This is a genomic window from Lysobacter sp. 2RAF19, assembly GCF_052115395.1.
Lineage (GTDB): Bacteria > Pseudomonadota > Gammaproteobacteria > Xanthomonadales > Xanthomonadaceae > Noviluteimonas.
In genome coordinates, this window is the sequence record NZ_JBFRGO010000001.1 from 804,645 (window position 1) to 816,358 (window position 11,714).

An 11,714-nucleotide genomic window follows, 5' to 3' on the forward strand; every position below is an offset into this window, starting at 1 on the left:
GAGATCCAGATGCGCATTCGTCCCGCCCATTCCCTGATCGCCGCCGCGCTCTTGCTCGCGCTGGCGCCGGCCTTCGCGCGCGAACCCACGCAGCTCGTGCGTCCGCCCAGCGGTGTCGTCGGCGTGGAAGACGCGCAACTGGATCCGAACTTCTGGATCGGCAAGCTCGGTGCCGATGCGAACCGCGTGTTGCTCGACAAGGCCGCGATCGACGCGGCCAACACCGCGATGCGCGCGCAGGATCCGACCCTCCACGATCTGTCCGCCCTGCCCGCTTCGATCACCGCGCAGCAGGCGCGCGAGTGGATCCAGGACATGTCCGAGCGTCCGACGCGCACGCTGTACGACGAAAAGCACCAGGTGGTTCCCGCGGCGACGCTCGATGGCCTGATCGATGCACTCGCGCTCGATAAGCTCCCCGCGTCGACGCCGACCCGCTTCGCGCTGGTCGTCGATCGCGCCGCGCTGCGCACCTTCCCGACGATGTTGCGCGTGTTCTCCAGCGATGACGACACCGACATCGATCGCTTCCAGGAAAGCGCACTGTTCCCCGGCACGCCGGTGGCGATCGTGCACGAGAGCCGCGATGGGCAATGGGCCTTCGTGGTCAGCCCGCGGTATCGCGCCTGGGTCGAAAAGAAACACCTTGCGACAGGCGCGCGCGATGTCGTCCTCGGCTTCCCGCAGCGCACGCCCTTCCGTGTCGTCACCGGCGCGAAGGTGCGGACGGTGTATTCGCCCGAGTTGCCGCAAGGCTCCGAGCTTTCGCTGGACATGAGCACGCGCCTGCCGCTCGCGAACGCCGCGCCCGACCAGATCGTCAACGGCCAGCATCCGTATTCGTCGTGGATCGTCGACCTGCCGGTGCGCGAAGCCGATGGCGCGCTGCGCATCGCACCGACGCTGCTGCAAAAGAACACCGACACGCAGGGCGACTACCTGCCGCTCACCCACGCCAATATCCTGCGCCAGTCCTTCAAGTTCCTCGGCGAGCGCTACGGCTGGGGCCACGATTACGACGCGCGCGACTGCAGCGGCTTCGTCTCCGACGTCTACGCCAGCATGGGCATCCTGATGCCGCGCAACACGCGCGATCAATCCAAGAGCCCGTCCCTGCACAAGACCCTGTTCGACGAGAACAGCACGCGCGAGCAGCGCGAGGCGACGATCAAGGACCTGCAGACCGGCGACCTGGTCTACATCCCCGGCCACGTGATGATGGTGATCGGCTGGATCGGCGACCAGCCCTACGTCATCCACGACACCAACGGCGGCACGATGCGCGCCGCCGACGGCAAGCTGCGTTCGCTGCACCTCAACGGCGTCTCGGTGACGCCGCTGCTGCCGCTGATGTGGGATGAAACGCACCGCTACGTGGACCGCATGACCAGCGTCGTCCGCGTCGCCACCTCGCACTGACATCTCCGGGGACCGACTCGCATGAAGATCACCCGCATCGAATTCGGCATGCTGCGCGTGCCGCTGAAGACGCCCTTCAAGACCGCGCTGCGCACGGTGGACAAGGTCGAGGACGTCATCGTCAAGATGCACACCGACACCGGCCATGTCGGCTACGGCGAGGCGCCGGCCACGGCGGTCATCACCGGCGACACGCACGGCTCGATCATCGAGGCGATCTCGCATTACATCGCGCCGCGCCTGATCGGCCAGGAGGTCGGCGACCTCAACCGGCTCACGCGCCTGGTGCAGACCTCGATGGAACGCAACACCAGCGCCAAGGCGGCGGTGGAGATCGCGTTGTACGACCTGTTCGCGCAATCCTTCGACGCACCGCTGTACAAGGTGCTCGGCGGCGGCGATCCGGTGATCACCACCGACATCACCATCAGCGTCGACACCATCGACAAGATGGTCGCCGACTCGCTGGCGGCCGTCGAACGCGGTTTCGATTCGCTGAAGATCAAGGTCGGCAAGGAAATCGGCGTGGACATCGAACGCGCCAAGGCGATTTACGCCGCCGTCGAAAACCGCGCCCTGCTCCGCCTGGACGCCAACCAGGGCTGGACGGCCAAGCAGGCCGTGCACGCGATCAGCGCGATGGAAGACGCCGGCATCATCCTGGAACTGGTCGAGCAACCGGTGAAGGCCGCCGACCTGGAAGGCATGCGCTACGTCACCGAACGCGTGCGCACGCCGATCATGGCCGACGAAAGCGTGTTCGGCCCCGCGCAGGTGATCGATTTGATCCGCATGCACGCGGCCGACATCGTCAACATCAAGTTGATGAAGACCGGCGGCCTCTCCAACGCCATCCGCATCGCCGACATCGCCGCGCTGCACGGCATCGAGTGCATGATCGGCTGCATGCTCGAATCCTCCATCAGCGTCGCCGCGGCCGCGCACCTGGCCGTCGCCAAGTCCGATGCGATCACCAAGGTCGACCTCGATGGCCCGTCGCTGAGCCAGTTCAACCCCGTCGACGGCGGCGTGATCTTCAACGAGTCGGAGATCACGATCACCGACGCACCGGGCCTGGGCATCAAGTCGATCCGCGGCCTCGAACCCATTGCCAGCTGACATGAAGCCGTTGCCCAAGATCCGCGCCGAACGCGAGCAGATGTCCGCGATCGAGCGGCGCATCGCCGATTTCATCCTGGAGAACGCGCAGCTGCTGCGCGACTACTCCTCGCAGCAACTCGCCGCGGCGTTGGGCATCAGCCAGTCCAGCGTGGTGAAGTTCAGCCAGAAGCTCGGTTATCGCGGCTACCCGGACCTGAAGTACTCGATCGCCGAAGCGATGACGCCCGAGCCCGGCGCGGCCGGTGTGCCGGCGGCGGCGGAAGTCCCGGAGCTGATTTCGGGCGATCTGTGGCGCCGCAAGAGCGAAGCCGAAGCCGAAACGCGCGCGATCAACCCGCCTTCGGCCCTGGAGTACGTCGCCTCCATCCTCGGCCGCGCCAACCGCGTGCTGCTGATCGGCGCGGCCGAAGACAGCACGACCGCGCGCGCCTTCGCCTATCGCCTGGCGATGCTCGGCATCGCGAGCGTGCACCATTTCGACTATGCGCACCTGGGCGCGAGCATCGCCGCCTGCCGCGCCGGCGACGTGCTGCTGGCCATCAGCGAATACGGCAAGCAACCGGCGCTGTGCCAACTGGCGCGCAGCATGCGCGAACGCCAGGGCAAGGTGGTCGCGATCACGCGGCATTCGTCCAATGCCTTGCGTGCGCACGCGGACATCGCCTTGCTGGTGAGCGGCCAGGACGATCGTCCGCACGTGGCGCCGCTGTTGTACCAGGCGGGTGTGCAGCACCTGCTGGATCGCCTGTTCGTCCTGATGTGCGAAGGGCGCGGGGACCGGCTTGCGACGCTGCAGGCGAACCAGGAACGGATCCGCCTGTTGCCGGAAGGGTGAGCGCGACGCAACGCGTCGCTCAGTGCGCGGGATACAGCAGCGTCAACGTGGCCCGCACGCCCCAGTCCGGGCCGCCTTCGGGCGTTTCGAAGAAATACTTCGCACCGATCTGCCAGCTCAACAACTGCGAACCGGCCTTGGTCACCTTGCTGTAGCCGACGTTGAACGGCACGGTCCACTGCGCGTGCTTCCAGTCGTAGGTGGATTCGAAATTGAACGACAGCGTGCGTCCCTGGCCGAGCGCCTTCGACAGGAATGGCTGCAGGAAGGTCGAACTGATGTCCTGCCGATCGTCCTGGCCGGCCACCGACCAGATGTGGTTCACCAGCGCGCCGTAGGACCATCCGTGCTCTTGCTTGAGAACGACAGCGGTCGGGCCGATGCCCCACTTCTCCGTGCCGAGCAGATCGTCGGTCGCGGTCGGGATCAGGAACGCGGGCCCCACGCCGATCACCCAGCCATTGGATGTCGGCTGCTTCGGGGTGAAGAACAGACTCTGCGTGATGTCGCCGAGGCCGAATTCGTCGCCCGATCCCGGCGGCACGTCATGCTGGTCAACCACCGGCAGGATCGTGCGCGAAATCATGTTCCAGTGATCGGAAATCGAAATCGGCACGACGGGCTGCACGTTGATGTACGTGCGCCTGCCGCCGTCGGCGTAGCCGTCGTCGTCATTGAACTGGAACGGCACGCTGATCAGGTCGGAAACCGGGTTGGAGAGCTTCTTCGCCAACTCGTCGGCATCCTGGCCGTGCGCCGCGAAGGGCACGGCCAGGAGCAGGCAACACGCCTGGCGCGCGTGGGTCACGAGGATCCTTGCGGCACTTCCGTCATCTTCTGCTGCGCCTGTTCCAGGTTGAAGCTGCCCGGCAATTGCGCGGGCGGGAACTCGCGGAACGTGGACAGGAACGCCGCCGCTGCCGCCTGCGCGCCGTAGATCCAGTACACGTGGTGGATGACCCAATCCCAGTACGTGTTCGACGTGACGTCGGCACGCTCGTAGGGATCGGTGCGCAGGTTGAACATCTTCGGCATGCGCAGCACGGTGAAGGGCTCGGCCCACACTTGCATCGTGCCCTTGCAACGCTGTTCCATGAAGACGATCTTCCAGTTGTTCCAGCGAATGCCGAGCACGTCGCCATCGTCGCTGAAGTAGAAGAACCATTTGCGCGGCCCTTCCTTGGTTTCGCCGGTCAGGTGCGGCAGGAAGTTGAACCCGTCGATGTGGTTCTTGTACTTGCGTCCGTTGACGGTGGTGCCCTTCTTCAGGCGATCCATGCACGTCGTGTCGCCCGCGGCGGCCAACAGCGTGGGGAGCCAGTCGTGGTGCTGGATGATTTCGTTGGACACCGTTCCCGCGGGAATGTGGCCCGGCCAGCGGATCATCTCCGGAATGCGGAACGCGCCTTCCCAGTTCGTGTTCTTCTCGCTGCGGAACGGCGTCATGCCCGCGTCCGGCCAACTGTTCATGTGCGGCCCGTTGTCGGTCGAATAGACCACGATGGTGTCGTCGGCGAGCCCGAGGTCGTCGAGCAGGTCGAGCATCTGCCCGACGTTCTTGTCGTGGTCGACCATCGTGTCGTGGTACGCCGATTGATCGTCGCCGGCCTGGCCCAGGCTCTTCTTCTTGGTGTGCGTGATGAAGTGCATGTGCGTGGTGTTGAGCCACACGAAGAAGGGCGTGTCCTTCTTGGCGCTGCGCTTGATGAAGTCGGAGGCGGCGGCGACGAATTCGTCGTCGCAGGTTTCCATGCGCTTGGTGTTGAGCGGACCGGTGTCCTCGATCTTCTGCTTGCCCACGCGGCCCCAGCGCGGATCGGTCGTCTTGTCGTCCTTGTCGCTCGCCCAGCTGTGGATCACGCCGCGCGGCCCGAACTTCGCAAGATAGCGGGGATCCTTGGGATACCCCTCCATCTCCGGCTCTTCCTGCGCGTTGAGGTGGTAGAGGTTGCCGAAGAACTCGTCGAAGCCATGCAGCGTGGGCAGGTGCTTGTTGAGATCGCCCAGATGATTTTTCCCGAACTGCCCGGTGTTGTAGCCCTGGTCCTTCAGCAAGGAGGCGATGGTGACGATCGATTCCATCATGCCCTGCGCCGCGCCGGGAATGCCCACCTTCGACAGCCCCGTGCGATGCACGCTCTGCCCGGTGATGAACGACGAACGCCCCGCCGTGCAGCTCTGTTCGCCGTAGGAGTCGGTGAAGCGCATGCCTTCATTGGCGATGCGGTCGATGTTGGGCGTCTGGTATCCCATCAGGCCGTGCGTGTAACAGCTCAGGTTGGCGATCCCGATGTCGTCGCCCCAGATCACCAGGATGTTGGGCTTGCGGCCGGTGCTGCTGCCGCCCTTTTTCGTCTTCGGTGGGGATGCGGTCTTGGTCTTGGCCATGCGCGCGACTCCGATCGTGGGTCACCCATCATCGGGAACACGACGGCTGCGCAGCTACGCAATAACTACCGGGGCCGCTTCAGTATTTCTACTGCACCGCGGTGTCACGCAGATCGTTGCAGAATGCGCACTCATGCCCCGGAGCCCCCCATGACCACCAAAGCCTTTGGCGCTCGCGCCGCCGACAAGCCGCTGGAACCGATGGACATCACGCGTCGCACGCCCGGGCCGCGCGACGTGCAGGTCGAAATCCGCTACTGCGGCGTGTGTCATTCGGACTTGCATACCGTGCGTTCGGAATGGGGCGGCACGAAATACCCGTGCGTGCCGGGCCACGAGATCGTCGGCCAGGTCAGCGCCGTGGGCGGGAAGGTCACCAAGTTCAAGGTGGGCGAAACCGTCGGCGTCGGCTGCCTGGTCGACAGCTGCCGCACCTGCGCGTCGTGCAAGGAAGGCCTGGAACAGTATTGCGAGGTGGGCTTCATCGGCACCTACAACGGGCCGACCAAGGATCCGCCGGGCCACACCTTCGGCGGTTACACGCAGCGCATCGTCGTCGACGAGGACTTCGTGCTGAAGATCCGCCACCCCGAAGAACAGCTCGCGGCGGTCGCGCCGCTGTTGTGCGCGGGCATCACCACGTATTCGCCGTTGCGCCACTGGAAGGCCGGGCCGGGGAAGAAAGTGGGCGTCGTCGGTATCGGCGGCCTCGGGCACGTGGCCATCAAGATCGCGCATGCGATGGGCGCGCATGTGGTTGCATTCACCAGCTCGGAAGGCAAGCGGCAGGACGCACTCGACCTGGGCGCCGACGAGGTGGTGATCTCGCGCGACCAGGACCAGATGAGCGCGCACGCCAGCAGCTTCGACCTTATCCTCGACACGGTGGCCGCCAGCCACAACCTGGATGCCTACACCGCGATGCTCAAGCGCGATGGCACCTTGTGCCTGCTCGGCGCCCCCGAACATCCGCACCCCAGCCCCACCGCCGCCGTGCTGATCTTCGGCCGCAAGTCCATCGCCGGCTCGCTGATCGGCGGCATGCCCGAGACGCAGGAGATGCTCGACTTCTGCGCCGAACACGGCATCGTCTGCGACATCGAGATGATCCCCATCCAGGACATCGATCGCGCGTACGAACGCATGATCCGCAGCGACGTCAAATACCGCTTCGTCATCGACTCCAAATCCCTGGCTTGACGTCGAGATCACATCGATGAATTGGCGCATGTGAGGTCGTTGCGCGGAAACGACCTCACATGCAGCGCCGCTGCGTTTCCTTCGAACAGTGGATGTCGGAGGAACGCCGATGCAACGCATACCCGTCAGGCTGTTGTGGACCGGTGGATGGGATTCCACCTTCCAGTTGCTGCGCCTGTTGCTGGTGCACGGCGTCGCAGTCGAACCGCTTTACCTGCTCGACCACTCGCGCGGCTCGCTCGAAGTGGAATTGCGCACGATGGACCGCCTGCGCGAAACCCTGGGGCACGACTACCCGCAGACGCGCACGCTGTTGCTGCCCACGCAATTCCATGACATCACCGATCTCGCGCCCGATGCCGAAATCGAACACGCCTTCCACCGCATCCTGCGCACCAACGCCATCGGTTCGCAGTATCCGTGGATCGCGCGCTTCCTCCGGCAGAACGACTTGCGCGAAGTGGAGATGGGCTCGGAGTTCACGCACCACGGCGCGAGCCTGCTGCTGATCGACCGCGTCGAGCCGTACATGGCCCGGCAAGGCTATGTCACCTTCCGCCTGTCGCCCGAAGTGCGGAACTCCGACCTCGGCCTGTTGTTCGGGCGCCTGTGCTTCCCGCTCGCGCAAACCGACAAGCACGCGATGAAGAAGGAAGCCGACTTGCGCGGATGGATTCCGCTGCTCGCGATGACGTGGTTCTGCCACAAGCCGCTCGCCGGGCAACCGTGCGGCATGTGCAATCCCTGCCAGGGCGTGATGACCGACGGTTTCGGCTGGCGCATTCCGCCCAGCCGGCGCGCACTCGGCCACGTGCATCGCGCGACCCTGGGCCCGATGAAAAAAACCGCCAAGCGCATCGTGCAGAAATTCCGCGGCGCGTACCTGACGCCCTCCGCCTCGAGCCACTGAGTTCCCCGACCGCCCGTCGGAACGTTCAACCGAATGGTTGACAGTCATCCGATGCGGGCGGATATTCAACCACATGGTTGAACAACCCCTCGACGCCGTTTTCCACGCCCTCGCCGATGGCACGCGCCGCGCGATGCTCGAACGCCTTGCACAAGGGCCGCACAGCGTCGGCGAACTCGCCGCGCCTTTCGAGATGTCGCTGGCCGCGGCGTCCAAACACATCCAGGTGCTCGAACGCGCGGGCCTCGTGCGCCGCGAGATCGAGGGCCGCTCGCACAAGTGTTCGCTGCAGGCCGCGCCCATGCACGCAGGCGCCGAATGGCTGCGGCATTACGAACGCTTCTGGAACCAGCGCCTCGACGCGCTGGAACGTCTGCTCAAGCAGGATTCGAAAAAGAGGAAAGCCAAATGAACTCCCCCTACGCCGTTCCGCTTTCGTCCGACACCGTGCGCATCGAGCGCACCCTCCCCGGCCCCATCGACCGTGTGTGGCAATACCTGGTGGATTCCGATCTGCGCGCGCAATGGTTCGCCGCGGGCGAGATCGAACCGCGCGTCGGCGGTCGCGTCGAGCACGTGTGGCACAACAACGCGCTGACGCAGAACGATGATCCCGCACCGCCGAAGTACGCAAAGATCGCCGAGGAAGCGCGCATGCAGGGCCGCGTGACCGCATTCGATCCGCCGCACGCGCTCGCCTACATCTGGGGCGAAGACGCGAGCTCATCTTCGGAAGTGCGTTACGAACTCACGCCGCAAGGCAAGGACGTCCACCTCGTGCTGACCCACCGCCGCCTGTCGGCCGAACAGATGACCAGCGTCGCCGCCGGTTGGCACACGCACCTGGACATCCTGCGCGCCCGCCTCGACGATACGCAGCCCGAAGGCTTCTGGCGCCAGCACACGCGGCTGGAGCGCGAGTACGTGCAGCGCTTGCAGGGCGCGTGAGGAATCAGCGAAACGATTCGAACAATGCGTTGAGATCGTCGTAAGGCATCGCGCGGTCGAAGGGCCGCGTGATGTCGCCTTCCAGGAACGCGCGCGTCGCCTGCAGCCCCGCGGCGAAGGCGTGCTGGAACAAACCGATGCCCGCGCTCACGCGGCGCACGCCGGCCTTCTGCAGCTGATCCAGCGGCGGCAGGCCGGGCACGGTCATGACATTCAAAGGCAAGGGCGTGGCGGACGCGACGGCGGCGATGTCGGGCAGCGCGCTCAGGCCCGGCACGAACACACCGTTCGCACCTGCTTTCTCGAATTGCGCGAGGCGCTCGTTCGTCATTGCGACCGCGGCCTCCCCTTTCGCCATGCCGCGCAGATAGATATCGGTACGCGCATTGATGAACAAGGGCGTATCGCCGAGGTGCGCGCGGATCGCATGGATCTTGTCGACCATGACGTCCGCAGGCTTGCCGGCGTCTTCGAGGTTGATGCCGACGACGCCGAGGTCGACGAGTTCGCGCACGAGCTTCGCCACGCGTTGCGGATCGTCGCTGTAGCCATCCTCGAGATCGATGCTGACCGGCACGCGCGCGACGCGCAGGATCTCGCGCACTTTGGCCAGCAGCGCATCGTGTTCGAGCGGACCGCCGTCGGCGTAGCCGCACGCCCATGCGAGCGCGGCGCTGCTGGTGCCGATGGCCGGCGCACCGGCGTGCTGCCACAAGGCGGTACTCGCGGCATCCCAGGCGTTGGCGATCAGCAGCGGTTTGTCGCCGTGGTGCAGGGCAAGGAATCGGGCATGCATGGGGGTGCGTCCTCGACGGTCGGGGCGGTGATCAGGCGAACAGATCGGCAGGCATCGGAGTTTGCGGCAATGCCCCTTCCAGTGCGAGCAGGAAACGCTTGGTCGGGAGGCCGCCGCCGAAGCCGGTCATGCTGCCGTCGGCGCCGATCACGCGATGGCACGGCAGGACGATGGGAATCGGATTGCGGCCATTGGCGGCGCCCACGGCGCGTACGGCGCTCGGCCTGCCGATGCGCGCGGCCAGCTGCGCGTAGCTGATCGTTTCGCCGTACGCGATGTCGGCGAGCGCATGCCAGACCGTGCGCTGGAAATCGGTACCTTCGGGCGCGAGTGGCAGGTCGAAGGACTGACGCACGCCCGCGAAGTATTCGTCGAGTTGCGTCGCGACCGCATCGAGCAAGGGATGCGAGCCCGCACGCCATCGCACGTCGCGCACGACCGCATGGCGCGGCGCGTGGAATTCGATCGCATGCACGCCCCCGTCGGAGGCGGCGATGGCCAGCGGGCCCACGGGACTTTCGTGCACGCGATGGAAGATGACGGTGCTCATGCGGCGGCATTCCACAAATGCAACACCGCATAGGCGCGCCACGGCCGCCAGGCTTCGGCGTGCGCGCGCAAGGCGCGGGCGGTCAGGCGCGTGCCATCGACGGGCAAGGTCTTCTGCAGCACGAGGTCCTCGGCAGGAAACGCATCGGGATGCGAGAGCGCACGCAGCGCGATGTAATGCGCCGTCCACGGGCCGATGCCCGGCAAGGCGACCCAGCGTTCGACGAACGTATCGAGCGTGCGCTCGGGTGCGAAATCGACGCTGCCGTCGAGCAACGCGCGTGCGACGGTCCGAATCGTCGCGGCACGCGCCTGCGTCAACCCGACCGCCGACAGATCGGCATCGGCCAACACCTCGGGCGCGGGGAACAGATGTTCGAACTCGCCTGCAGGCTCGAGCGGCGTGCCGAACGCACGCGCAACGCGCGACGCAACTGTCCGCGCCGCCGCGACACTCACCTGCTGCCCGATGATCGCGCGCACCGCGATCTCGAACCCGTCCCAACCACTGGGCAGGCGCAAGCCGGGGCGTCGCTGCACGAGCGGCCGCAGGCGCCCGTCGACCGACAGTGCCGTCGCGATCGCCTGTGGATCGGCATCCAGGTCGAACATGCGCCGCACGCGCTGGACGACGGATTGCAACTGCAGCGGCGCAATGCCCTGCACTTCGAGTTTGAGCGCCGCTTCGCCGGGCCACGCGGACACGCGGAGCCATCCGGGCGCCGCACCCGGCGCAACGGGCGCGACCGCGCGCCGATACGCCGTCTGGTCGACCACTTCGACACCCGGCAACGCGCGCCCCTGCAGGAAGCGCAACATCGCCGCGAAATCGTAGGGCGGCCGATATCCGAGCCGCAGCACGAGCGATTCGCCGCGCGAGGGCGCAGGCCGCTTGCGCAACTCGCGCGGCGCCATGCGGTAGGCATCCTTGAAGGTCGTGTTGAAGCGCCGCAGGCTGCCGAAGCCCGAAGCCAGCGCGATGTCGGTGATCGACAGGTCGGTTTCGGTGAGCAACTGCTTGGCGAACAACAGGCGCCGCGTGCCATGCACATCGATCGGCGTCGCGCCCAGGCGTTCGACGAACAACCGCCGCAATTGCCGCTCGCCGAGATTCACGCGCTCGGCCAGCACCGATACCGGCACTTCGGACAACAGCCCTTCGTTGATCAGCTTGATCGCACGCGACACCGCCGCATCGCCCTGCCGCCATGCGCCATCGCCCGGCGACAACTCCGGCCGGCAGCGTAGGCACGGGCGGTAACCGGCGGCCTCCGCAGCGGCGGCATTCGGGTAATAGACGACGTTCTTCGCCTTCGCCGCCGGCGCGGGGCACACCGGCCGGCAATAAATGCGCGTCGTCTTGACCGCGGTGAAGAACAGGCCGTCGAAGCGGATGTCCCGGCTGGTGCGCGCCTCTTCGCACACCTGGTGCGGCGGCAGCGCGGTGGCGACGAGCGAGGCGAAATGCGTCATGCCCGCAGGCTAGCACCCGCGGAAGGCGCCGACTCGCCGTTTTCGGACATGGACGTCGGCACGCGCGAACTCGA

Annotated in this window: 12 protein-coding genes; 7 read left to right on the forward strand and 5 right to left on the reverse strand. The window is 66.0% G+C overall.

Annotated features, from left to right (window positions below):
- Nucleotides 1-9 precede the first annotated feature (9 nt).
- From AB4059_RS03890 to AB4059_RS03900, 3 genes are read left to right on the forward strand one after another with little or no spacing between them, the layout of a single operon-like run.
- Nucleotides 10-1,419 (forward strand): C40 family peptidase, encoded by a 1,410-nt coding sequence (locus AB4059_RS03890; protein WP_498976757.1) that lies wholly within the window; start codon nucleotides 10-12, stop codon nucleotides 1,417-1,419.
- Between the two features lie 21 nt (nucleotides 1,420-1,440).
- Entirely contained in the window at nucleotides 1,441-2,538 is a 1,098-nt protein-coding gene (locus tag AB4059_RS03895) for a dipeptide epimerase (RefSeq protein ID WP_498976759.1), read from the forward strand.
- 1 nt (nucleotide 2,539) lies between these two features.
- Nucleotides 2,540-3,376, forward strand: a complete 837-nt coding sequence (locus tag AB4059_RS03900) for a MurR/RpiR family transcriptional regulator (protein ID WP_498976761.1) — start codon at nucleotides 2,540-2,542, stop codon at nucleotides 3,374-3,376.
- Nucleotides 3,377-3,395: 19 nt separating this feature from the next.
- On the opposite strand, the gene AB4059_RS03905 is transcribed toward AB4059_RS03900, so the two are convergent.
- Nucleotides 3,396-4,184 (reverse strand): transporter family protein, encoded by a 789-nt coding sequence (locus AB4059_RS03905; RefSeq protein WP_498976763.1) that lies wholly within the window; start codon nucleotides 4,182-4,184, stop codon nucleotides 3,396-3,398.
- Nucleotides 4,181-5,764 carry an arylsulfatase gene (locus tag AB4059_RS03910; protein ID WP_498976765.1) on the reverse strand — a complete coding sequence of 528 codons (1,584 nt, stop codon included), beginning with the start codon at nucleotides 5,762-5,764 and terminating at the stop codon, nucleotides 4,181-4,183. Before AB4059_RS03910 ends, AB4059_RS03905 begins: the two co-directional genes overlap by 4 nt.
- A 150-nt stretch (nucleotides 5,765-5,914) precedes the next feature.
- On the opposite strand from AB4059_RS03910, the gene AB4059_RS03915 reads away from it, so the two are divergent.
- From AB4059_RS03915 to AB4059_RS03930, 4 genes are all read left to right on the forward strand, one after another.
- Nucleotides 5,915-6,964 (forward strand): NAD(P)-dependent alcohol dehydrogenase, encoded by a 1,050-nt coding sequence (locus AB4059_RS03915; protein WP_498976766.1) that lies wholly within the window; start codon nucleotides 5,915-5,917, stop codon nucleotides 6,962-6,964.
- Nucleotides 6,965-7,073: 109 nt separating this feature from the next.
- Nucleotides 7,074-7,874, forward strand: coding sequence for a hypothetical protein (locus AB4059_RS03920; RefSeq protein ID WP_498976768.1), 801 nt, complete (start codon nucleotides 7,074-7,076; stop codon nucleotides 7,872-7,874).
- Nucleotides 7,875-7,947: 73 nt separating this feature from the next.
- Nucleotides 7,948-8,286 (forward strand): ArsR/SmtB family transcription factor, encoded by a 339-nt coding sequence (locus AB4059_RS03925; RefSeq protein ID WP_498976770.1) that lies wholly within the window; start codon nucleotides 7,948-7,950, stop codon nucleotides 8,284-8,286.
- On the forward strand, nucleotides 8,283-8,822 hold the full coding sequence (locus AB4059_RS03930) for an SRPBCC family protein (RefSeq protein ID WP_498976773.1): 540 nt from the start codon (nucleotides 8,283-8,285) through the stop codon (nucleotides 8,820-8,822). The genes AB4059_RS03925 and AB4059_RS03930 overlap by 4 nt, the downstream gene beginning before the upstream one ends.
- Nucleotides 8,823-8,826: 4 nt before the next feature.
- Here AB4059_RS03930 and AB4059_RS03935 read toward each other — a convergent pair whose 3' ends face one another.
- From AB4059_RS03935 to AB4059_RS03945, 3 genes are read right to left on the reverse strand one after another with little or no spacing between them, the layout of a single operon-like run.
- Nucleotides 8,827-9,618 (reverse strand): isocitrate lyase/PEP mutase family protein, encoded by a 792-nt coding sequence (locus AB4059_RS03935; RefSeq protein ID WP_498976775.1) that lies wholly within the window; start codon nucleotides 9,616-9,618, stop codon nucleotides 8,827-8,829.
- A gap of 31 nt (nucleotides 9,619-9,649) precedes the next feature.
- Nucleotides 9,650-10,168 (reverse strand): methylated-DNA--[protein]-cysteine S-methyltransferase, encoded by a 519-nt coding sequence (locus AB4059_RS03940; protein ID WP_498976777.1) that lies wholly within the window; start codon nucleotides 10,166-10,168, stop codon nucleotides 9,650-9,652.
- Nucleotides 10,165-11,640: a DNA-3-methyladenine glycosylase 2 family protein gene (locus AB4059_RS03945; protein WP_498976779.1), complete on the reverse strand. Its 1,476-nt coding sequence runs from the start codon at nucleotides 11,638-11,640 to the stop codon at nucleotides 10,165-10,167. The genes AB4059_RS03940 and AB4059_RS03945 overlap by 4 nt, the downstream gene beginning before the upstream one ends.
- Nucleotides 11,641-11,714 lie beyond the last annotated feature (74 nt).